18 protein-coding genes are annotated in these 21,440 nt (G+C 65.6%); 8 read left to right on the top strand and 10 right to left on the bottom strand.

What is annotated here, in order from left to right:
- The first annotated feature begins 12 nt into the window (after nucleotides 1–12).
- Both pepN and M1D40_RS11465 read left to right on the top strand, forming a co-directional pair.
- Nucleotides 13–2,565, top strand: a complete 2,553-nt coding sequence (gene pepN, locus M1D40_RS11460; RefSeq protein WP_461168900.1) for an aminopeptidase N — start codon at nucleotides 13–15, stop codon at nucleotides 2,563–2,565.
- A gap of 167 nt (nucleotides 2,566–2,732) precedes the next feature.
- Nucleotides 2,733–3,212 carry an OsmC family protein gene (locus tag M1D40_RS11465; RefSeq protein WP_341394867.1) on the top strand — a complete coding sequence of 160 codons (480 nt, stop codon included), beginning with the start codon at nucleotides 2,733–2,735 and terminating at the stop codon, nucleotides 3,210–3,212.
- 12 nt (nucleotides 3,213–3,224) lie between these two features.
- On the opposite strand, the gene M1D40_RS11470 is transcribed toward M1D40_RS11465, so the two are convergent.
- Both M1D40_RS11470 and M1D40_RS11475 read right to left on the bottom strand, forming a co-directional pair.
- Nucleotides 3,225–3,638 carry a hypothetical protein gene (locus tag M1D40_RS11470; protein ID WP_461168901.1) on the bottom strand — a complete coding sequence of 138 codons (414 nt, stop codon included), beginning with the start codon at nucleotides 3,636–3,638 and terminating at the stop codon, nucleotides 3,225–3,227.
- A 1-nt stretch (nucleotide 3,639) separates the two neighbouring features.
- Nucleotides 3,640–4,233, bottom strand: a complete 594-nt coding sequence (locus M1D40_RS11475; protein ID WP_461168902.1) for an NAD-dependent epimerase/dehydratase family protein — start codon at nucleotides 4,231–4,233, stop codon at nucleotides 3,640–3,642.
- Nucleotides 4,234–4,329: 96 nt separating this feature from the next.
- Between M1D40_RS11475 and M1D40_RS11480 the strand changes: the two genes are divergently transcribed.
- Together M1D40_RS11480 and M1D40_RS11485 are read left to right on the top strand one after the other, a co-directional pair.
- A complete protein-coding gene (locus M1D40_RS11480) occupies nucleotides 4,330–5,064 on the top strand; it encodes a mechanosensitive ion channel family protein (RefSeq protein ID WP_461168903.1) in 735 nt (244 codons plus the stop codon).
- Nucleotides 5,065–5,135: 71 nt separating this feature from the next.
- On the top strand, nucleotides 5,136–5,549 hold the full coding sequence (locus tag M1D40_RS11485; RefSeq protein WP_341395087.1) for a globin: 414 nt from the start codon (nucleotides 5,136–5,138) through the stop codon (nucleotides 5,547–5,549).
- 44 nt (nucleotides 5,550–5,593) lie between these two features.
- Here the strand turns inward: M1D40_RS11485 and M1D40_RS11490 are convergent, their stop codons facing one another.
- Both M1D40_RS11490 and M1D40_RS11495 read right to left on the bottom strand, forming a co-directional pair.
- Complete coding sequence (locus M1D40_RS11490) at nucleotides 5,594–6,301, bottom strand: hypothetical protein (protein ID WP_461168904.1); 708 nt, start codon at nucleotides 6,299–6,301, stop codon at nucleotides 5,594–5,596.
- Complete coding sequence (locus M1D40_RS11495) at nucleotides 6,298–6,834, bottom strand: acyl-CoA thioesterase (RefSeq protein ID WP_461168905.1); 537 nt, start codon at nucleotides 6,832–6,834, stop codon at nucleotides 6,298–6,300. Before M1D40_RS11495 ends, M1D40_RS11490 begins: the two co-directional genes overlap by 4 nt.
- A 146-nt stretch (nucleotides 6,835–6,980) precedes the next feature.
- On the opposite strand from M1D40_RS11495, the gene M1D40_RS11500 reads away from it, so the two are divergent.
- Entirely contained in the window at nucleotides 6,981–7,871 is an 891-nt protein-coding gene (locus M1D40_RS11500; protein WP_341394862.1) for an acyl-CoA thioesterase, read from the top strand.
- A gap of 132 nt (nucleotides 7,872–8,003) precedes the next feature.
- Here the strand turns inward: M1D40_RS11500 and ettA are convergent, their stop codons facing one another.
- From ettA to M1D40_RS11525, 5 genes are all read right to left on the bottom strand, one after another.
- Nucleotides 8,004–9,686, bottom strand: coding sequence for an energy-dependent translational throttle protein EttA (gene ettA, locus M1D40_RS11505; RefSeq protein ID WP_341394861.1), 1,683 nt, complete (start codon nucleotides 9,684–9,686; stop codon nucleotides 8,004–8,006).
- Between the two features lie 67 nt (nucleotides 9,687–9,753).
- The gene (locus tag M1D40_RS11510) at nucleotides 9,754–10,212 is read right to left on the bottom strand and encodes a DUF6993 domain-containing protein (RefSeq protein WP_461168906.1); all 459 of its coding nucleotides are present in this window, start codon (nucleotides 10,210–10,212) and stop codon (nucleotides 9,754–9,756) included.
- A complete protein-coding gene (gene ssb, locus M1D40_RS11515; protein WP_461168907.1) occupies nucleotides 10,209–10,778 on the bottom strand; it encodes a single-stranded DNA-binding protein in 570 nt (189 codons plus the stop codon). The genes M1D40_RS11510 and ssb overlap by 4 nt, the downstream gene beginning before the upstream one ends.
- Before the next feature lie 188 nt (nucleotides 10,779–10,966).
- Nucleotides 10,967–13,384 carry a glycoside hydrolase family 95 protein gene (locus M1D40_RS11520; RefSeq protein WP_461168908.1) on the bottom strand — a complete coding sequence of 806 codons (2,418 nt, stop codon included), beginning with the start codon at nucleotides 13,382–13,384 and terminating at the stop codon, nucleotides 10,967–10,969.
- 1 nt (nucleotide 13,385) lies between these two features.
- Nucleotides 13,386–16,310 carry a glycoside hydrolase family 3 C-terminal domain-containing protein gene (locus tag M1D40_RS11525; protein ID WP_461168909.1) on the bottom strand — a complete coding sequence of 975 codons (2,925 nt, stop codon included), beginning with the start codon at nucleotides 16,308–16,310 and terminating at the stop codon, nucleotides 13,386–13,388.
- A gap of 287 nt (nucleotides 16,311–16,597) precedes the next feature.
- On the opposite strand from M1D40_RS11525, the gene M1D40_RS11530 reads away from it, so the two are divergent.
- From M1D40_RS11530 to M1D40_RS11540, 3 genes are read left to right on the top strand one after another with little or no spacing between them, the layout of a single operon-like run.
- On the top strand, nucleotides 16,598–18,313 hold the full coding sequence (locus M1D40_RS11530) for an extracellular solute-binding protein (RefSeq protein ID WP_461168910.1): 1,716 nt from the start codon (nucleotides 16,598–16,600) through the stop codon (nucleotides 18,311–18,313).
- Entirely contained in the window at nucleotides 18,313–19,344 is a 1,032-nt protein-coding gene (locus M1D40_RS11535; protein ID WP_461168911.1) for an ABC transporter permease, read from the top strand. The genes M1D40_RS11530 and M1D40_RS11535 overlap by 1 nt, the downstream gene beginning before the upstream one ends.
- Before the next feature lie 8 nt (nucleotides 19,345–19,352).
- Complete coding sequence (locus M1D40_RS11540) at nucleotides 19,353–20,264, top strand: carbohydrate ABC transporter permease (protein WP_461168912.1); 912 nt, start codon at nucleotides 19,353–19,355, stop codon at nucleotides 20,262–20,264.
- 39 nt (nucleotides 20,265–20,303) lie between these two features.
- On the opposite strand, the gene M1D40_RS11545 is transcribed toward M1D40_RS11540, so the two are convergent.
- Complete coding sequence (locus tag M1D40_RS11545) at nucleotides 20,304–21,323, bottom strand: LacI family DNA-binding transcriptional regulator (RefSeq protein WP_461168913.1); 1,020 nt, start codon at nucleotides 21,321–21,323, stop codon at nucleotides 20,304–20,306.
- Between the last annotated feature and the right edge of the window lie 117 nt (nucleotides 21,324–21,440).

A 21,440-nucleotide genomic window follows, 5' to 3' on the forward strand; every position in this document is an offset into this window, starting at 1 on the left:
ACCTTGCCAGGTATGAATCTCACGCGCTCAGAAGCCCGTGAACGCGCAGAACTGATCAGTGTCGATTCCTATGACGTGAATCTTGACCTCACGCGCGGAGACGAGGTCTTCGGAAGCACCACCGTGGTTCGGTTCTCCGCGCGGCAGGGCGCTTCCACCTTCATCGACGCCGTCACCGCGTCCGTACACCGCATCACGCTGAACGGCGTAGATCTGAATGTCGGGGAAGTGTCCGACGGCGTACGCATCCAGCTGCCCAACCTCGCCGCTTCCAACGAACTCGTTGTCGAGGCCGAAGCCTTCTACATGAACACGGGCGAGGGCCTGCACCGCTTTGTGGACCCGGTGGACAACGAGGTGTACCTCTACTCCCAGTTCGAGGTCCCTGACTCCCGCCGCATGTTCGCCGTCTTTGAACAGCCCGATCTGAAGGCCGCCTTCCGGTTCACGGTGACGGCGCCGTCGCACTGGGACGTCATTTCCAACTCCCCCACCCCGGAACCGGTTCCGGCCGGATCCTTGGAAGAAGCCGGAAAGAACGCCACCTGGTCCTTCGACCCGACACCGCGGATCTCCTCCTACATCACGGCGCTGATCGCCGGACCGTACCAGTCCGTCCGCAGCGAACTCACCAGCTCTGACGGCCGCGTCATCCCGCTGGGCGTTTTCGCCCGCAAGTCGCTGATGCAGCACCTGGACGCGGAGAATGTATTCGAACTGACCCGGCAGGGCTTCGAGTTCTACGAAAAGCAGTTCGGCACGCCGTACCCGTTCGAGAAGTATGACCAGCTCTTCGTCCCCGAGTTCAACGCCGGAGCCATGGAAAACGCCGGAGCGGTGACGTTCCTCGAAAGCTACGTCTTCCGTTCCCGCGTTCCCGACGCCACCGTGGAACGCCGCGCCGTCACCATCCTGCACGAGCTGGCCCACATGTGGTTCGGCGACCTCGTCACCATGCGCTGGTGGAACGACCTGTGGCTGAACGAGTCCTTCGCCGAATTCATGTCCACGCTCGCCGCAGCCGACGCCACCGAATTCAAGCAGTCCTGGACCACCTTCGCCTCCATGGAAAAGGCCTGGGCCTACCGCCAGGATCAGCTGCCCACGACCCACCCCATCGTCGCCGAAATCCGCGACTTGGAAGACGTGCAGGTCAACTTCGACGGCATTACCTACGCCAAGGGCGCCTCGGTCCTCAAGCAGCTTGTCGCCTGGGTAGGCCAGGACCAGTTCATGGCCGGCGTGCGCGAGTACTTCGGTAAGCATGCCTGGGGCAACACCGAGCTCAAGGACCTGCTCTCGGAACTGGAAGCGGCCAGCGGACGCGATCTGAAGGAATGGTCCGAGCTGTGGCTGGAGACCGCCGGCGTGAACACGCTGCGCCCCGAGCTGGAAGTGGACGACGACGGCGCCATCACCTCGTTCGCCGTGCTCCAGAGCGCCGTGGCCGAGTACCCGACGCTTCGCCCGCACCGCCTCGCCATTGGCTTCTATGACAGCGGCGACGACGGCAAGCTGCACCGCACGCACCGGGTGGAGCTGGATATTGACGGCGAACGGACCGAGGTCGCCGAGCTCGTGGGCCGGCAGCGTCCGGACCTGCTGCTGCTGAACGACGATGACCTGGCCTACGCCAAGATCCGTCTGGACGACAAGTCGGAGCATACAGCCGTCCGCCGCCTGCGCGACATCTCCGAGTCCCTGCCCCGTACGCTGGTCTGGGCCTCCGCCTGGGACGCAACGCGCGACGGCGAGATCCCGGCCCGCAACTATGTGGAACTGGTGCTGCAGAACATCGGCTCGGAGTCCGACTCCTCGGTGGTCCAGGTCCTGCTGCGCCAGCTCGCAACCACTCTGGCCTTCTACGTTGCACCGGCCGACCGGGAGCCCATGACCGCCGCTGCGGCGGACAGCCTGTGGGAACTGGCCAGCGCGGCAGCACCCGGATCCGATTCGCAGCTGCAGTTTGTGAAGTCCTTCGCCGGCCACGCCGTCTCGGATGAACATCTGGACGCGCTGGCCGGGCTGCTGTCCGGAGACCAGACGCTGGAAGGCCTGAACATCGACGCGGACCTCCGGTGGGAGCTGCTGACAGGCCTAGTGGCCGGCGGTCGCATGGATGAAGCCGACATCGCTGCCGAGCTTGACAAGGATGCCACGGCCACCGGCCAGCTCGCCGCCGCCATGGCACGTGCTGCCCTTCCCTCCGCCGATGCCAAGGCAGCTGCCTGGGAAGCTATTGTGGAGCGCACGAACATGCCCAACGCCGCCCAGCGTTCGGCAATCGTGGGCTTCAGCCGGGTCCATGACACGTCACTGCTCGAGCCGTACGCCGAGAAGTACTTCGCTGCCGTACGCGATGTGTGGAGCACACGGACCCACGAGATCGCGCAGCAGATCGTCACCGGCCTCTACCCGTCCCGGCTGACGACTCAGGCCACAGTGGATGCCACGGACGCCTTCCTGGATTCCCTGGGCGACGAAGCGCCCTCGCTGCGCCGGCTCATTCTGGAAAGCCGCGACGGCGTGGTCCGCGCCCTGAAGGCCCAGGCCGCCGACAAGTAGGCCGGACCGGCAAACCACAGTCCCGTGCTCCGCGGCATGCAGCATGCACGCCGCGGAGCACAGGACCGAACGGTTGAACAGGTCCTCCAGTTAGCAGGTCCTTCAGCCGGCAGGTCCATCAGTGAGCGCCGGCATGAACGCAAACACAGGAAAGAGGGTCAGCCGCCATGAATCTCTCCGAACACAGCTACGCCGTTTCCCTGGAATGGACGGGCAACCGCGGAACCGGCACTTCCGGCTACCGAAGCTACGGCCGCGACCACATTGTGCGGGCGGACGGGCTGCCGGATCTCGCCGGAACGGCTGACCCCACGTTCCACGGCGACCGCGACCGCTGGAACCCGGAACAGCTGCTGCTCACTGCGCTCTCCCAGTGCCACATGCTCTCCTACCTGCATGTCGCAGTGAAGAACGGCATCACCGTCCTGGCCTATACAGACGACGCCGAGGGCACCCTTCGGCTGAACCGGGACGGCAGCGGCGAGTTCACCGGCGCCGTGCTTCGCCCCAAGGTGACGGTTGCAGCGGGGAACCCGGCAACTACGGCGGATGAGCTGCACGCGGAGGCCAACCGGATGTGCTTCATTGCGCGCAGCGTGAACTTCCCGGTGCTGCACAAGCCTGAAATTATCGTGGCCGGGAGCTGACTGCAGCAGGAACTACACCGTGTCCAGGGCCTGCAGGAGGACTGTTTCCCGGGCCGCCGACAGTCCTGACTTCCGCTCACGGAACAGCCCGCGTTCCTGTTCGTCCTCCAGCACGTCGCGGACCGTCTGTTCCACCGGGCGCAGGGTAAGCCCGGCCGCCAGCGCTGCCTCATTCGACCGCGTGGAAAACCCGTCGTAACCGTCTTCCGGCAGCCACAGCGGCAGGGAGTCATTCCCGGCCCAGTACGCCACCCCCTGCTCATGGAGCCACTGGGGATCGGCACTGCGGTAACTGCCGTGGAAGCCGGATGCGTCGGCAGACAGTGTCAGCAACTCACCAAAGGGCACGGACGGCCCCATGGTGTTGAAGCTGCCGGTCCGGGCCTCCTCGGCTCCGGTGACGAGCCACAACGCCAGGTCTCGCACGTCACTGGGTCATGACTTCGGCGGTGGAGGGGATCAGCACCGGGCTGCGTTCCTGGGCCAGCCGCGCCGGCCAGTACCCGAAGCGGTCACTGTCATCTTCCGGTCCTGCAATCAGGCCCGGGCGGGTCACCAGGACCTTCGCCGGGCCCAGCTCCTTCACCAGGTTTTCGCAGGCGACCTTCGCCTCGCCGTACTCGCTGTCCGCCGGATCCGGGTAAACGCCGTCGACGGCCTCCAGCGGTGCCAGCAAACCAGCGCTTTCGTCGGCACCCGGAACATCGTGGGCGGCGTAGACGGAGGCACTGGATACGAAGGACCAGTGGCTGCTCTGACCTGCCAGCGCCTGCAGCGCCTGCAGCGCCTCCCGTACCTGCTGCGGCCTGCGGGCGACGTCGATCACTGCGTCCCAGCCGCCGTCGAGCTGTTCGTAGGCACCGGGCCCGGCGTCGCGGTCGGCAGTTACGAAAGCGGCACCGGTCACGGGCGGGCCTGATTCCCCCCGCGCCAGACAGGTGACGTCGTGGCCCCGGGCAACGGCCTGCCGGGCGACCTCACGGGAGAGAAAGACGGTTCCGCCAAGAATAAGGATGCGCATGTTCGGAGCCTATCCCGGTAGCCTTGTCTGTGCCCGCAGCTTGCTTCCCAACACGGCAGCTCGCTTCCCAAAAACGAAAGGGACGGTATCCGTCCGTTGCTGACCGCCGCTGAAATTGACACGTCGTCCATTACGATCGAGGACTTTGACTGGTCGGGCCTGATCCAGGCCGGCATCATCATTGTTGTTGGCATGCTCGCCTGGACGGCCGCGAGATTCCTGATCAACCGCGTTGTTCAGCGCGCGCAGAAGGGGTACGCCCTCTTCAGCTCCTCGAAGCTGAAATGGGCCCAGCCAGTCATGCGCAACCTGGACAAGAAGCGCCGTGCCCAGCGTGCTGACACCATCGGCGCGCTCCTGCGCAGTGCCGTGAGCCTGTGCATCTGGACCGTGGTCATCATCATGGTGCTCGGAGCCGTTGGCTTGGATATTGCTCCGCTGATCGCCAGTGTGGGGATCGTCGGCATTACCCTCGGTTTCGGTGCACGCGAGCTCATCCGTGACGCCCTGGCCGGGTTCTTCATCACCATCGAGGACCAGTACGGCATCGGCGACGTGATTGAAGTGGGCGACACCATTGGAACCGTCCAGTCGGTCGGCATCCGGATCACGCGGATCGTCGATGCCCGGGGCGTCATTTGGTACATCCGCAACGGCGAGCTGGCAAAGGTTGGCAACCGGTCGCAGGGCAACTTCCACGAGTCGGCCGGAGAGCCGGAGCAGGGTCCGGCCGCCGACGCCGGTTCGGCACCTGCCGCTGCCGCGCCCGCGGCAGCGCCGGCCGCCCCGGTTTCCCAGTCCGCAGCCTCCAGTAAGGGAGAATCACGGTGACCACACCGGCAACACCTTCCGAGAACCGGCCTCCGCTGCCGGTATCATCCGTACCGCCGGCAGCGTCCCGGCTGCCGCTTTCCGGCCAGCCCGGATTTGCGCAGCCTGCCTACACCGAGAACTTTTACGAGGCAGTCGGAGGGCACGAGACGTTCGTCAAGCTCGTCAACGTCTTTTACGACGGCGTCGCCGAGGACCCCCTCATGCGTCCCATGTACCCGGAGGAAGACCTCACGGATGCCAAGGAGCGCCTGCTGCTGTTCCTGGAGCAGTACTGGGGCGGTCCGCGGACGTACTCGGAGCAGCGCGGGCATCCGAGGCTGCGGATGCGTCACATGCCTTTCACCGTCAGCCCCCAGGCCCGCGACGCCTGGCTGCATCACATGCGCGCCGCCGTCGATTCCCTGGAGCTGTCCCCGCTGCACGAAGCAACCCTCTGGGACTATCTGGAACGGGCGGCCCACTCCATGGTGAACTCCGCCTGAACCACGCCGGAATCGCCAGATTAAACCGGATCCCCTGGATCGAGTCAGAAGCCCAGCACGGACGCCGAGCGGACCAATACGTGTCCGCGCGGCATGCTCAGGCGGGTCCACCGCCCTGAACGGAAGGTGGCGGCGTTCCCGCCGAATTCGCTGTCGTCTGCCGTGGGGAGGAAGCCAAGCGTCAGTGCCGCGAATGCCGCCCCCGCCGGTATGACCGCTTCAGTGTCCGGCAGCCGCTGGCCCCAGACGGCCCCCCGCGCGGTGCTGACTACGGGTGCACCGGAACTGGTCGGAACCAGCGCCGCCACTTCCCGGATGCCCCGGTGGGCCGCCTGCTCCAGCAGTTTGAAGGGAACATCTGCTCCCCGCTCCCATCCGCTGCGGGGAGCGCCCACCCCCGTCCAGCTCTCGGTGACCGTCATGGGCGGCACCGGGAGCACGGTATCGGCCGCCTCCATGCGGGCCAGCCGGTCGGCAACGGAGGCGAGGGAGACCACGGTGTCGAGCTGCGCCGGCTCCGCCAACGGCATGGTGCGCATGCCCAGAACGGTGGGGATGTCCTCCCCCAGCGCACGCGGCCGCAGCACGCACACGTAGGCAGCGAGCACGGAGCCGACAGCCTGCAGCCGCACAGCTCCGTCATCTGCCGCCCGGGCGCGGATCACGAACGTGCGCAGGTCCGCTGTGACCTGCGGGTCGGACAGGGCGAGCCCGGCGGGAGCTGCAGGAACCCCTTCGATCCCGGCGGTCATCGGCCTGCTCCGCTCGGCTCGGCGGCAGCAGTTGCCTCGGCAGCAGTTGGCCGGGTGCGCCCGGCGGCGCCGCTCCGGAACGGAACCGCCTCGCCGCGCCAGCTTTCCAGGACCTTGACCTGCAGATCGGACAACGGCAGCGGACGGCCGCTCTGCGCGTCGGCCATCACCAGTGTGCTCTGCGCAAGGGCATAAACCCGCCCGCCGTCGTCGTCGGCGATCCGGAAGCCGTAGGTGAGGCTGGAGCTGCCGATGCCGGTGACCCAAATCTCAACCCAAACGGGTGCCTGCCGGTAAACCAGCGGCGCCAGGTACTCGATTTCCTGCCGTGCCACGACGGCCATCCCGGACTGCGCAGTGAGGGAACGGAAGTTTTGCTCTCCGTCACCGGGCGACAGCAGAGCCCCCAGCGGCATCAGGCCGAGCCGCACGCGCGCCTCCTCCAGGAACTGGACAAAGCGCACGTTGTTCACATGTCCGTTGGAATCCTCGTCGCCGAAGCGCAGCTGGACCGGAAAACGATTGATAGGCATGAGCCCATCCTCTCAAACCCGCGGGCCAACCGCGTAAACCTCCGGCTTGGGGGTTCCCTGCGGGTGCGTCTAATCTCGAAGAGGGGCCCGGCATGCAGCCGGCGTCCTTCCCCACCGCTGAGTTTGCCCGAGGAGACTAACCACTCATGGCCCTAGACGACACCGTCGACCCCACCACGTCACTGCTGAACCTGCTGAACCTCAGCCCTGCGGACGGTGCCCAGACGGACGAGGACATCTTCGTTGGCGGTTCGCAGCCGGAACCGCAGAAGCGGGTCTTCGGCGGCCAGGTCCTGGGACAGTCGCTCGTCGCTGCGGCAAACACTGTGGAGCCCGGCCGTCTGATGCACTCCATGCACGGATATTTCCTCCGTCCCGGAGACACCGAGGTTCCCATCACCTTCGGTGTCCAGCGGCTGCGGGACGGCCGCTCATTTTCTGCCCGCAGGACCCATGCCTACCAGAACGGCGTCCCCATCCTGTCGATGATCGCGTCCTTCCAGGAGCCCGGCGAGGGCTTGGACCACCAGGTCGAGATGCCCGAGGGCATTCCCGATCCCGAATCCCTGCCAACCACCGCGGAGCTGCTCCGGGGAATTGACCATCCGGTTGCCAAGGCCTGGTCGCACCGGCGGCCGATGGACATCCGGCACGTCGAAAAGCCGGTGTACTTTGAGGCCGGACCGGACAAGGTTGCCCGCAACGCCGTCTGGATGAAGTCCTTCGGTCCGCTGCCCGATGACCAGAACCTGCAGCGTGCCGCGCTGGCCTATGCCAGCGATTACACCCTGCTCGAATCGGTGCTGCGCCGCCACGGGCTGGCCTGGTCTACCCGCGGCATGTCCGTCGCCAGCCTTGACCACGCCATGTGGTGGCACCGGCCCCTGCGGGTGGACGACTGGCTGCTGTACGTCCAGGAGTCCCCCAGTGCTTCGGGAGCCCGCGGTCTGGCCAGCGGCCGGATCTTCAACCGCGCCGGCGAGCTCGTTGCCACCGTGGCCCAGGAAGGCATGGTGCGGGTTCCGGACCTGCCGTAGGCACACCCCCGGCACCCCGGCTTTCGCCGGACGCCCCCGCTCACCCCATACAAAAGAACCCGCTCCGGTGCACGGAGCGGGTTCTTTTGCCTGATGCTTTGCTTGATGCGGCAAAGAGAGCCGCAGTATTTCCTAGTCGCGCGTCAGACGGCGGTGGGTCACCCGGTGCGGCTTAGCTGCATCCGGTCCCAGGCGCTCGATCTTGTTCTGCTCGTACGCCTCGAAGTTGCCTTCAAACCAGTACCAGTTTGCCGGGTTCTCCTCGGTGCCCTCATAGGCCAGGATGTGCGTGGACACCCGGTCCAGGAACCACCGGTCGTGCGAGACCACCACGGCGCAGCCGGGGAATTCCAGCAGCGCATTCTCCAGGCTGGAGAGGGTTTCGACGTCGAGGTCGTTAGTAGGCTCATCGAGCAGGAGCAGGTTGCCACCCTGCTTCAGGGTCATGGCGAGGTTCAGGCGGTTGCGCTCACCACCGGAGAGCACACCGGCCTTCTTCTGCTGGTCAGGTCCCTTGAAGCCGAAGGCGGAAACATAGGCACGCGAGGGCATTTCGACCTGGCCGACCTGGATCCAGTCATGTCCTTCGGACACGACTTCCCACAGGCTCTTCTCCGGATCAATGCCGCCGCGGGACTGGTCCACGTAGGAGATCTTGACGGAGTCACCGATCTTCAGGTCACCGCCGTCGAGCTCTTCCAAACCGACAATGGTCTTGAACAGCGTGGACTTACCCACACCGTTCGGGCCGATCACTCCGACGATGCCGTTGCGCGGCAGCGAGAAGGACAGACCCTCGATGAGCTGGCGATCGCCGAAGCCCTTCTGCAGGTCCTTGGCTTCCAGCACGAGCGAACCCAGGCGCGGGCCCGGCGGGATCTGGATTTCTTCGAAGTCCAGCTTCCGCGTGCGGTCAGCCTCGGCAGCCATTTCCTCGTAGCGGGCCAGACGGGCCTTCGACTTGGTCTGGCGGCCCTTGGCGTTGGAACGGACCCAGTCCAGTTCCTCCGTCAGGCGCTTGGCCAGCTTCTGGTCCTTTTTGCCCTGGACCTCCAGGCGTGCCCGCTTCTTTTCCAGGTACGTGGAGTAGTTGCCTTCGTACGGGTAGAGGTGTCCGCGGTCCACTTCGGCGATCCACTGGGCCACATGGTCCAGGAAGTACCGGTCGTGGGTTACGGCCAGAACGGCACCGTGGTACGCCGACAGGTGCTGCTCGAGCCACAGCACGCTCTCAGCATCCAAGTGGTTAGTGGGCTCGTCGAGGAGCAGCAGGTCAGGCTTCTGCAGCAGCAGCTTGCACAGTGCTACGCGGCGCCGCTCACCACCTGAAAGCAGCGTGACATCCGCTTCGGGCGGCGGGCAGCGCAGTGCGTCCATGGCCTGCTCGAGCTGGGAGTCAATATCCCAGGCGTCGGCGGCGTCAATGGCCTCCTGCAGCTTGCCCATTTCGTCGAGAAGGCTGTCAAAGTCAGCGTCCGGCTCGGACATTGCTTCTGAAATTTCATTGAACCGCTGGATTTTTGCATAAATCTCGCCAACGCCCTCCTGGACGTTGCCGAGTACGGTTTTCTCCTCATTCAGCGGCGGTTCCTGGAGCAGGATGCCCACGGTGTAGCCGGCGCTGAGCCGGGCCTCACCGTTGGAAGGGGTATCCAGTCCGGCCATGATCTTGAGGATGGTGGACTTACCCGCACCGTTGGGACCCACCACGCCGATCTTGGCACCGGGGTAGAAGGACATGCTTACGTCGTCGAGGATAACTTTGTCGCCAACGGCCTTGCGGGCCTTGGTCATCGTGTAGATAAATTCCGCCATATAACTAAGGCTAGTGCGTCAACTGCGATAAGTGCCATTTGGCACGGGGCCCGCCGGGCCGCGGGGTCTACCGCTGGTCCCCCACAAAGCAGTATCCCGACTCGAGCACCGGAAGGGCGGTCACCGACACCTGACCCTCACGCACTTCCCCGAAGAGGCAGGTGTCCCCTTGTGCGGCCGCTCCCCGGATGGAGTCCACGGCCAGCCCGGTGGGTGTGCGGTCCAGCGAGACTTCCACCGAGCCGGCAGCGAAACCTGCGTCGGTGAAGGCCCGGCTGATCTCATCGCGGTTGGGGCTGGGCTTCGATGCGGCGAGCGCCGTCAGGGTGGTTGTCAGTGCGTCAGCACTCGCCTCCGCTGCCACCGGAACGGGCGGGAGGGCAGGCACCGCAAGCGCGGCAGCCTCCACCGGCGTTGACGTGCCCGAAGTTGCCGGCACCGCCGCCGGGGCAAGCAGCGCCGCTGATCCAGCCAACAGAACGGTCAGGGTCAGCAGGGGCCGGCGGCTGCGCGGTGCACGAATCATCCGCCCATTGTGCCATGCCCCCGCCCGGATGCCTCGGCGGCGGCAGCCGCAGCGGCAAATGGATCGTCGGTACTGTCGCGCGTGTCCGTGAGGGTTTCCCCGCTGCTGTCCGTGCCGACCAGCTCACCGGTCTCCAGGTCCACATCCGCCGGGAGATCATCGGCCGCAGATTCTTCCCCGCCGGAGACGCCGGCGGAAGCACGGTCCTGGACGTTGCGCCGGTAATTGGCGGTGCCCCACATCAGGTCGTGCCCTACGGTCTCCGCATCGATGTCAACGGAGGTACCGCTGCGCCCGTCGTCCAGTGCCCACTGGCGAACTTTCAGCCGTCCGGCCACGATGACCCGATCGCCCTTGTGGATGCTGAAGGCCGCGTTGGTGGCCAGTTGCCGGAACAGGCTGACCGAGTACCAGTTGGTCTGGCCGTCCACCCAGCTTCCGGCTTCCCTGTCATAGCGCCTCTCAGTGGAGCACATCCGGAAACTGGCAATGGCCAGTCCGCTGTCTGCAGTGGTGCTCCGGACTTCCGTGGCCACATACCCCCGCACGGTGATGGTGTCGCTCATAGTGCTGCCCGCCTGCCTCGTTTTTTCGTTGTGGGTGGTTTTCTCGTTGGTGTGCTGAGCCCGCCGGATATGCGGACACGAGAAAGTCTGGCTGCGCGGGGACACCGGCGGGCGGCGGCAGTGCAAACTGTGGATGGACGGCGCGGTCCCGGGAGCTGTGGAGGAGCGCGGCTGGTTCCCGGTCGCCGCTAATCTCTCCGGCGGTGAAAGTCAGCCGAGACAACCACCGTTGCCTGCTCAGCACCTATGAAGACGGCATGTTCAGCCCCGTTCCACACCAGCAGGTAGCTGCCCGCTGCCTGTGCCGTCCGGGCTTGGAACTCGGCAGCCACCAGATCCGGGGCCCCGGTGTCATCCGCCTCCCAGACAAGTCCGGCCACTACCCCGGGGACCACAACCAGCCCGTGAACGGATCCTCCCCCGCGCCATTGCGGCGGAAGTGCCGGAAGAAGCAGGATGGTGCGCTGCTGCCCGGCCGGTGTTCGGCTCTGGATCAGGCATTCCGCAACGGCGGCAACGAAGCCCAGGTTTCCGTCTATTTGGAACGGCGGATGGGCAGCGAAGAGATTCCGGTACAACCCGCCGGCCCACTGCCGGCTGTCCCCCGCGTTGTCGGCGCTCCGCAGTATCAGGGGAAGCAGCCGTCCGACGGCTTCTGCTTCCCCCAGACGGGCCCGGAGCGCCATCTTCCAGACCAGCGACCACCCGGTGGAATCGTCACCTCGGCCGTCCAGGGAGAGGGAGACGGCGGAGGCGACTGCGGGGCTCAGGGTTTCACGGCCCGGATACGCGAACCAGAGATGAGACAGGTGGCGGTGGTCCGGCTCAGGATGCCGGAAATCCTTCTCTGCCCACTCCGCAACAAGTCCGGCAGGTGTCAGCGGAACGGGCGGCAGCAGCCGGAGAGCAGCCGCCGCTTCCCGGACAACCGTGTCCTCCCCCGGCCCCAGTTCCACGGCGTCCAGGAAAAGCTGGCGGATCATGGCGATGTCGGCCGTGGAGGACCACGCCGCTGCCGCCGGCCCCTCCTCCGTTTCGAAATGGTTTTCCGGAGAGGTGGAGGGAACGGTTCCAAGTGAACCGTTCGGCATGGGCTGCAGCCAGCCCAGATAGAACCGGCACGCATCGCGGATGATTGTCCAGGTCCGCTCACGGGCAGCCTCGGGGACCGCACCGAACCTTTGCTGTTCAGCCAGCGCGGTGGACAGCCAGGCCGCGCCCATAGGCCAAAAGGACCACGCAGCATCCCCGGCGACGGGGGAAGAGAAAGCCCAGGCGTCCGTATTGTGATGTGCCACCCAACCGGGCAGTCCATAGATCCTGGCGGCGGTGGCCTGCCCGTTCCGAGCCAGTGCGGCCGCAAGATCGGCAAACGGCTCGAAGCACTCTGAGAGGTTTGCCGCCCCGGCTGCCCAGTAATTCATCTCGGTGTTGATGTTCAGCGTGTAGTTCGAGCTCCACGGCGGCTGCAGGTCTTCATTCCACAAGCCCTGCAGCGTCGCCGGCAGCGAACCCGGGCGTGAGCTGGCCAGCAGCAGGTACCGCCCGTAGTTGAACAGCAGCGCCGCGAGCTCCGGGGCCGCCTGTGGGGCAGTGATCAGGGAGGGCACGTCTTCCGGGTCTCCGGCCTCAGTTTCCGTGTCCCTCCGGTGCCCCAGAGAAAGAGCAGCGCGTCCGTACAGCCTGTGGTGTGCGGCGAAATGCTCAGCCCGGACGGTGCGGATGCCCGCGCGCCGGGCGTCCCGAACCCGTTGCGCAGCCTTCACGCAGGCATCTGCGGCAGTTCCCCGCGGCTCGGTCCCGATGGCCGTGAATGTCGTGTCAGTGGCCAGGTAGAAGCGCGCTTTCCGGACTCCCCCGGCACGCAAGCTGCCGCCCGGCGCCGCAATTTCCCTTCCGTCATGCTCCCACCCCAGAACGACGGCGCCCTCAAGCGACGGCCCCCCGTAGGTAACGCCGGCCCCGGATCCGGCATGGACGGGCGCGACGTCGGAGGGCAGCAGCAGGTGCAGGGCACACTCGGGCACCGTGGAGCTCCGCTTCAGTATCCGGAGTTGGCTCCGCAGTTCCACGGCCAGGTCTATGGGCTGTTCGGCTTCCAGCTCCACGACCAGGACGCCGTGAACGGCGGACACCAGCACCCGCTGCGTCACTCCGTTGCCCTGCCGGCGGTAGCTGTGGGTGTGTACAGCCCTCCTCAGGTCAAGGGCACGCCGGTAGCTGCCGGCGTCGTATGAACCGGACCCCTTTCCCACGGAGATCACCAGGTCGGCAAACGGCAGGTAGGCCTGCGAGTACGGCTGCGCCAGCCCGGCAAGCCAGCGCTCCGCCGCCGCATACCGGCTTTCACGGATGAGCTGCCTCGCCCGTCGGAGGTCCCGCGCGTTTTCAGCAGTCTCCTGTGGCTGCACCGCCAGTTCACTGGCCGGCGAGCCGGACCACGCAGTGCCGTCATTCAGGCGGATCACATCCACGCCCGCTCCGCCGAAACACATCGCTCCCAGCCTGCCGTTCCCCAGGGGCAGCGCGTCGGTAAAGACCTGCGCCGGTTCCGAATACCCCAGGACATGGAACAGATCCGGCACAGTCCCCGGAAGTTCAGTCATATCAGCCTGCCCTGAAGGACGAGAGGGTCACCGGTCCGCGCACCACAAGGCGAAGGCCGTCAGTGGCAAGCCCGGGGAGGGTCAGTTCCACGGCACCGCAGGCACCGGCGGGAACAGCAGCCGTGGCTCCGCCATGGGCTGCCGGAATCCACTGCCCGCCGGAGCCCTGCAGCTGCAGTTCCACTCGGCCTCCGCCGGAACGGACCACGTACACCTCCGCGGCAACGGGTCTCCGTTCCTCCGGGTTCCCTTCCTCCCGGCCCCCTTCCTCCCGGCCCCCTTCCTCCCGGCCCCCTTCGTCCCAGCCCCCTTCGTCCCAGCCCCGGTAGACGGCCCAGGCCGGCCGTGAAGGGTCCCTCGGCGCCACGGCAGTGCCGGCGTCGCGGGTTTCCGGCACCAGGTCCAGGTTGCTGCTCTCATCGAAGGCCTCGGCACGGACGATATCCCCGAACCGGCGCGGCGGGCTGCCGCTGCCGTCGACATCCACGGAAATCTGCAGCGGCAGGTGACCCGCCGAGGAGCCTGCAAGCAGAACGTAGCGGCAGGGCTCAACAAGCATCCGCCCGGCCGTGAGGCTGTAGGTTTCGAACGCCGCACTGCTGACGCTGATGCGTTCGGTCCGCTGCTGTCCCGGCTGCAGCAGCACCCGCGCGTGGCCTGCCAGCCGAAGCCGGGGAAATTCCACCGGATGCCCGGGAGCGGTGACATACAGCTGGACCAGCTCCCAGGCCGGACGGTCGCCGTCGTTCGAGACAGTGACGTCCACTCCGACGAAACTGTCACCGCCGTCACCGGTCCCCGCGGTCGCCTCGGCCACGCTGATGCCGTCATAGTGGACGCAGCCGTAGGAGAGCCCGTGCCCGAACGGATACAGGGGCTCGGCGATGCTGTACTGGTAGGTCGCGTTCGAGCTGATGATGTCGTAGTCCAGAAGGTCCGGCAGGTCCGAATCCGCCGCATACCAGGTTTGCGGCAGTCTCCCGGAGGGGTCGGCATCGCCGCTGAGAACGGCAGCGAGGGCGTGCCCCAGTTCCTGCCCGCCGTGCGATGACCAGAGAATGGCCGGCAGGTCCGCCAGTGCCCCCAGGGCGTACGGGTACGAGGAAATAACGGCCAGAACGGTACGCGGATTCGCCTCTGACACTGCTCGGACGAGCTCCTGGTCGGAGTGGGACAGCTCGAGTGTGCTGCGGTCCAGGGTTTCACGCCCGCCCAGGTGCGGGTCGTTTCCCACAGCCACAACGACGACGTCGGCTGCGGCTGCTGCTGCGGCCGCTGCCGGGATCCCCGCGGTAACCGTCCGCAGGACGAAGCGGTCGGCGTCGGCCTCCAACCCCGCTACCAGCAGGGCACTGCCCGTGTGGGCTTCCAGATGCACCCACTTCCCCGTTCCCGCATGCTGGATGGCCACCGTTGCATCAGCTGCCCGGTGCAGCCGGAAACTCTCCTGCACCACCCAGCCGCCCACCCGTTCCGCTGAGGGATACAGGTAGGCCCCTCCGGCACCGGTCAACAGCAGCCCCGTGGCAGTGCTGCGCAGCGTCACGTCTCCGTTGCCCCAGTCCTTGAGGTCAAAACGCTCCGGCTCTCCCGGCGCCGCAGCGGAACCGGTCAGTGCCTCATCGGCGGAGGATGCCCCCAAATACTTTCCGGTGCGCACGCTCCGCAGCGCTACGGTGTCATTTCCCTCCAAGACACTGACGTGCGGGTACCGCTCCGCGAGCGCCTCGCCCAGGCTCACCGTGTATTCCGGAGTGCCGCTGTACCAGTCGGTCAGCACCCGAGAGCCCAGCGTTCCGACGACGGCGATCGTGCCGGGCTTTGCCCCCAGGGGAAGGATTGCCGACGTAGCCGATGCATCCCCCCGCGGTTCATTGCGCAGCAGGACCACCGCTTTGGCTGCCGCCTCCGCTGCCAGCGCCCGGCGGTCCGGGCCGCCTGCGTCCCCTTCAGGCTTTTCTTCAAACTCCGCTTTAAGCGGGCCGCCGTCACCCGCTGCCGAGAACTCCCCCGTGCGTTCGCGCAGCCGCAGCAGCCGCAGCACGCTCCGGTCGATATCGGCCGGAGACAAGAGTCCCCTCTCCAGTGCCTGCTGCAGGTGCGTGAGGGTAGGTGTTGAGTCCGGTCCGTCATCAGTGAAGTTGTCCACGCCCGCCCGGATCGCCGCAGCGTGTGCTGTGGCGGCGTCGGGATAGTACTTCTCAGCCGTGTACAGACTGGTGGGAGCTCCGGCATCGGTGACCACCACAAGGTCCTCGCCGTTGTCCCAGCGCCTGAGGTGTTCCCGGACCAAATCACTGACGTGTGCGGGCCGCCCGTTGACCAGGTTGTAGGAGAGCATGACCGCTCCCACGTTTCCGTCCTCCACCGGAATGCGGTAGGCGGGGAGTTCGTACTCGTGAAGGACCCGCAGCCGCAGCTGCGTGGAGGAGACATTGCGGTCAGTCTCGTTGTTGTAGCCCAGGAAATGTTTCAGCGTCGGCACCGTCAGCCAGTGCTCTCCGTCGCCGCGCAGGCCCCGGCAAAAGGCCGCTGCCAGGATCCCCGTCAGCCGCGGATCCTCGGAAAAACCCTCTTCGTTGCGTCCCCACAACGGATGGCGCAGGGGGTTCACCACGGGAGCCCACACGTTCAGGCTCACCGCGGGGTCTGCCGCCTTCTTGGCCCTCACTTCCTGCCCCACAGCCCTGCCAACCCGCCGCAGCAGGTCCTCATCCCAGGTTGCGGCCAGGCCCACGGTTTGAGGGAAAACGGTGGCCGTACCGAGCCACGCCACTCCGTGGGCCGCCTCGGTGCCCGTGCGGAACTCAGCAAGGCCAAGTTCCTCCACCCCCGGGGAATGCTGATGGAGCAGTGCGGCTTTCCCGGCGCCGTTCAGGGCGGCCAAAAGGTTTTCCGGGGTGCGGACCGTCGGCAGCGTCGTCATGTCTTTCCAATCGTTCGTTTTGTCGAATCGTTTCCCTCTATCAGGAAGACCTGTCCCGTCAACCTGCTAAGGCATTCAGCAGTGTGTGTGCCGGGCCGGACCCTGCAAACATTGCCATCCTACGATGTGAGGCACGCCACAAAAAATGCTTGCATCGCCCGTGGTGCTGCCTTAGGGTCAAGAGGAATCGAATCGATTCGACGTTGTCGCCGCAGTATTGGACACCGCCGCCGCCGTTTCCGCCGCGTCACCCTGACGCCAATGACCGAACCACAAAGGAGTGGGACATGCCCCGCGACAAAGCCCTGCGCAACCGTCCGAAGACCACAGCCGCCGGCTCTGCAGCCGGCCTGCTCGGCCAACTCGCCGAGCGCCCGGTCAACCGCCGGTCCTTTCTCGGACTGATGGGCGGTGCCGCGGTTGCTGCCAGCATTCCCGCAGCCCTGACCTCCTGCGGCACCGGCGGCGCCACCTCCCAGATCACCTCTTCAACGGACTTGGGGGCAAGCATCGCGAAACTGATCCCCAACCACTACCCGATCAGTCTGGCCACCCCGGACATCCCGGGCGTCAACGGTTCAACCCCCGGGTTCACCAGCCTCCCCGCCGAGCTGACCTCTTCCGTTGCTTCCACCCCCGGCAAGGGCGGCACCTACACCGCCATGTCGCCGGCCTGGTGGACTGTTCCCCCGGCACTGCCGGATAACAGCTACTACGCGGCAGTGAACAAAGAGCTCGGGGCGACCGTCAACTTCCAGGTAAACGACGGCAATACCTACTACGACAAGATCCAGACGGTGCTGGCCTCACCGAAGGATGTGCCGGACTGGGTGGTCATTCCCTCCTGGAACCTGCCCCCTCGCTTCGGTCAGGCAGCCGAGAACCTGTTCACCGATCTGTCCGAGTACCTGGCCGGGGACAAGGTCAAGAAGTACCCGAACCTGGCAAACCTGCCCACCGATGCGTGGAAGTTCAGCGTGTTCAACGGTGGCCTCTACGGCCTGCCCTATCCCGGCACCCTGCTCAATGACGCTTTCTTCTTCCGGGCCGACCTCTTCGATGAATTGGGGCTGAAGCAGCCGACGTCGGCGGCAGAGTATTTGGAAATCGCCAAGGAGGCCACTGACGAGTCCAAGAGCCGGTGGGGCTCCGAAGACGTATGGAACCTCGCGCAGATCATGCACGGAGTGCCTCCCATGTGGCAGGAGGTGGACGGAAAGCTCCAGCACAAGCTTGAAAGCGACCAGTACCGGGCTGCGCTGGAATGGACCGCCAAGCTCTTCGCGTCGGGAGCCGTCCATCCGGACGCGGTGGCCGGGAACACCCAGATGGCCAAGTCCCGCTTCGAATCCGGCGCCGTGCTGATGACCGGCGACGGGCTGGGCAGCTGGCACGAGGCGCTCGCCCGGGTCCTGCCGACCAACCCGGAGTTCCGCATGCAGGCCATGGACTTCTTTGCACCCGACGGCGGTAAGCCGGTGCTGTTCAAAGCTTCCCCCGCCAGCATCTTCAGCTTCATCAAGAAGAACGAGGACAAGGCGAAGATCGAGGAGATCCTGGCCCTGGCGAACTACATGGCGGCCCCGTTCGGTACGGTCGAAAACCAGCTGATCACCAACGGCGTGGAGGGCGTGCATTACAACCGCGACGACCAGAATGTTCCCCAGGCAACGGACAAGGGACGCTCCGAAGTGACCAGTACGTTCGCGTTCCTGGTCAGCCCCCCGATCGTGAACTCCATGGTCCAGTACCCGGGCTATGTGAAGGAACGCAGCGACTGGGAAGCGCGGCAGGCCCCCAACGTGCAGGAGAGCCTTTTCTTCGGTATGCAGATCCAGGAAGACACCAAGTACGCGTCCCTGGGCAAGCCGTTTGACGATCTGGCCAAGGACATCGCCCGCGGCCGCAAGTCCCTGTCCGACCTCGACTCAGCCCTGGCGACCTGGAAGAAGTCCGGCGGCGACGAGCTGCGCGACTTCTACGCCGGCTTCCTCAGCGCCTGATGGGAAACGGTACTCCCGCGGCAGCAACCCGGCAGGACGGGCCTGTTACTTCAGCTGCTCCGCCCGCTTCGTCCGGCACCCCTGCCCGCCCGGGCACCGGACAGCCTCAGGTCCGGCGCAAGCTCAGCCTCCGGACGAGGTTGCGGCGGGACCGGTCCGTCCTGCTGATGACACTCCCGGCCGTCGCTTTGCTGGTGGTCTTCGCCTACGTCCCGATCCTGGGCAACGTCGTCGCGTTCAAGGACTATTCGCCGTTTATCGGCATCGCGGACAGCCCCTGGGTGGGCCTGCAGAACTTCACCCGTGTTTTCACGGATCCGAGTTTTTACCTCGCCGTTCAAAACACCCTGGTGATTACGGGATTCCAGCTCGTCTTCTTCTTCCCGGTGCCCATTGCTTTGGCACTGTTGCTGAATTCCCTGGTGCGTCCGGGAGTTCGGGCCACGATCCAGGCCATCGTGTATCTGCCCCACTTCTTCTCGTGGGTGCTGGTGGTGTCCGTCTTCCAGCAGATTTTCGGAGGCGCAGGCCTGCTCAACCAGCTGCTTGCTTCGCGGGGCTGGGGCGGCATGGACATCATGACCAACCCTGACACCTTCCTTTTCCTGATTACCTCGCAGTCCATTTGGAAGGATGCGGGTTGGGGAATCATCGTGTTCCTGGCCGCATTGAACGCCATTGATCCCGCCCAGTATGAGGCAGCAGCGGTGGACGGCGCCAACAGGCGCCAGCGGTTGTGGCACGTCACCCTCCCCGGGCTGCGCCCGGTGATTATCCTGCTGCTGATCCTGCGGCTGGGAGATGCCCTGTCCGTCGGCTTCGAGCAGCTCATCCTGCAGCGCGCCGCGGTCGGAGCCGGGGCTTCGGAAGTCCTGGACACCTTTGTCTACTACACCGGTGTGCAGAACGGCGACTGGAGCTATGCAGCAGCAGCGGGACTCATTAAAGGCCTGGTGTCCCTGGGACTCATCCTGGGCGCCAACAAGATTGCCCACCTGATGGGTGAAAACGGGGTGTATTCAAAGTCATGACAGTTCTCATGGATACCGACAAACCTGAGCGACCGTCCAGGGGCAGGCCCGCGTGGGAGGAAGAACCCACAACCGCCGGGAAGATCGGAAAGGCCGCCGTCCTGACCATCGTGGTTCTGGCCGTCCTCGGCCCGCTGTACACGATCCTGCTGACCAGTCTCTCCTCGCAGGCCACCATTACCGCTGCCGGAGGGCTGGTGCTGATTCCCGACGGGATCACTTTCGATGCTTACCGGCAAATCCTCGACGGCGGGGTGGTGACCCGTGCCGTGGCGGTCAGCGTCGGCGTGACCACCGTTGGAACACTGCTGAGCCTTGTCGTGTCGATCCTCTGTGCCTACGGACTTTCCCGTCCCGGCACCTTCGCCCACACTCCGATCCTGTTCATCCTGCTGATCACCATGTTCTTCGGTGCCGGGATGATTCCGACCTATCTGCTGGTTTCGGGTCTCGGGCTCATCAACTCCTACTGGGCGCTGATCCTCCCCGGAGCGGTGTCGGTCTTCAACATCATCATCCTGCGCGGCTTCTTCATGGGCATTGACCAGGGCATCCTGGACAGCGCACGGATCGACGGCGCGAGCGAGTGGCGGATTTTGGGCCAGATTGTCCTGCCGATGTCGAAGGCGGTGACGGCGGTGATTGCGCTGTTTTACGGCGTCGGATACTGGAACGCCTTCTTCAACGCCATCCTCTACATCAATGACAGCTCCAAGAATCCGCTCCAGGTGGTCCTGCGCTCCTACGTGCTCCAGGGCGTTTCCGTGCCGGGGCAGATAGACATCGGGCAGGGCGTGGCCGCTTCCCTGGCGCTGCAGATGGCGGTCATCGTCATTGCCATGGTGCCCATCCTCTTCGTCTACCCCTTCGTCCAGAAGCACTTCACCAAGGGCGTCATGATCGGCGCGGTCAAGGGCTGACCGTTGCGGCGGGAGGAACCCCGGCCGCAGCGGCACAACTCACCGGGCCGGAGCAGCCGCCGTCGTGGCACGCACATCCAGGGAAGGAAGGATCAACCGCATTTCCACGGGCTTGTCCAGATTCAACCGGTCCATCACCATTTCCACGGCGGCGCGGCCGATATCCCGCGCAGGAATGCTGACGGCAGTCCAGGGATGGACGGAAGCGGTGGCAACGTCCGCGGGGGCCACCGCCACCACGGAGACATCCTCCGGGACGGACAGGTTGAGCCCGGCCAGTGCTTCGCGGAGCATCGGCACCAGACCCTCGTTATGCACCACGAGCCCGGTCACCGCCGGCCCGGCCTTGCGGTTGGACTGGAAGATCCTGTGCAGGACACCGGTCAGGTCCGAAGAGGTGGCACCGCTCGCGTGCAGGCTGAAGCCGATGCCGGCGCTTCGGCAGGCCTGCTCAAACCCGGCGGCGGCGCGGTCTGCGTACGTCGCATGCCGGGCCAGGGATGCCGGCGGAGATCCAATAAAGGCAATGTTTTGATGACCCAGGTCCGCCAAATGGCGGACAGCAATCTTGGAGGCTGAGGCAAAATCGAAATCCACGCAGCTCAAGCCCTGCGCGTCGTCAGGGAGCCCGATCAGCACAGCGGGCTTACGGAGCTTGGCCAGGCGCGGAATCCTCGGATCTGCGGCCTCGATGTCCATCATGATCAGTCCGTCCACCATCGACTGGGAAGTCACCCGTTCAATGCCGCCGGCGTCGTCCTGGGTCAGCAGCAGCACGTCGTGGTCGAACTCCCGGGCAGCGGAAACAACCGCGGCAACAAACTGCATCACGACGCTCACATTGACGTCGGCGCGCAGGGGAGCCATCAGGCCCAGGACGTTGGACCGGTTGGACGCCAGGGAGCGGGCGCCGGCGTGGGGGCTGTAACCCAGGCGGGTAATCGCTTCCTGAACCTGTCTGCGGGTCTCTCCGGAGATGCTGCGTTTTCCACTCAGGACATAGGAAACGGTGCTCGTGGAGACGCCGGCTGCCCGGGCTACATCACTCATCGTGGGCATAAAGCGCCAAACCTCCTTGACCGGCTGCACGGCGCGTCACGACGGCAGCTGTTTCTCGGCTGTCGATGGTTTTCGACGCAGCTTGAGCCAAATCCTAGCCCGTTCGACGGGATACGC

The sequence above is a fragment of the Arthrobacter sp. Z1-15 genome, from assembly GCF_054792395.1.

Bases quoted from the DNA above. Each gene is read 5' to 3' on its own strand.
- pepN (WP_461168900.1), top strand. From the start codon at position 13: ATGAATCTCACGCGCTCAGAAGCCCGTGAACGCGCAGAACTGATCAGT.
- M1D40_RS11465 (WP_341394867.1), top strand. From the start codon at position 2,733: ATGAATCTCTCCGAACACAGCTACGCCGTTTCCCTGGAATGGACGGGC.
- M1D40_RS11475 (WP_461168902.1), bottom strand. From the start codon at position 4,233: ATGCGCATCCTTATTCTTGGCGGAACCGTCTTTCTCTCCCGTGAGGTC.
- M1D40_RS11490 (WP_461168904.1), bottom strand. From the start codon at position 6,301: ATGACCGCCGGGATCGAAGGGGTTCCTGCAGCTCCCGCCGGGCTCGCC.
- M1D40_RS11495 (WP_461168905.1), bottom strand. From the start codon at position 6,834: ATGCCTATCAATCGTTTTCCGGTCCAGCTGCGCTTCGGCGACGAGGAT.
- M1D40_RS11500 (WP_341394862.1), top strand. From the start codon at position 6,981: ATGGCCCTAGACGACACCGTCGACCCCACCACGTCACTGCTGAACCTG.
- ettA (WP_341394861.1), bottom strand. From the start codon at position 9,686: ATGGCGGAATTTATCTACACGATGACCAAGGCCCGCAAGGCCGTTGGC.
- M1D40_RS11510 (WP_461168906.1), bottom strand. From the start codon at position 10,212: ATGATTCGTGCACCGCGCAGCCGCCGGCCCCTGCTGACCCTGACCGTT.
- ssb (WP_461168907.1), bottom strand. From the start codon at position 10,778: ATGAGCGACACCATCACCGTGCGGGGGTATGTGGCCACGGAAGTCCGG.
- M1D40_RS11520 (WP_461168908.1), bottom strand. From the start codon at position 13,384: ATGACTGAACTTCCGGGGACTGTGCCGGATCTGTTCCATGTCCTGGGG.
- M1D40_RS11525 (WP_461168909.1), bottom strand. From the start codon at position 16,310: ATGACGACGCTGCCGACGGTCCGCACCCCGGAAAACCTTTTGGCCGCC.
- M1D40_RS11530 (WP_461168910.1), top strand. From the start codon at position 16,598: ATGCCCCGCGACAAAGCCCTGCGCAACCGTCCGAAGACCACAGCCGCC.
- M1D40_RS11535 (WP_461168911.1), top strand. From the start codon at position 18,313: ATGGGAAACGGTACTCCCGCGGCAGCAACCCGGCAGGACGGGCCTGTT.
- M1D40_RS11540 (WP_461168912.1), top strand. From the start codon at position 19,353: ATGGATACCGACAAACCTGAGCGACCGTCCAGGGGCAGGCCCGCGTGG.
- M1D40_RS11545 (WP_461168913.1), bottom strand. From the start codon at position 21,323: ATGCCCACGATGAGTGATGTAGCCCGGGCAGCCGGCGTCTCCACGAGC.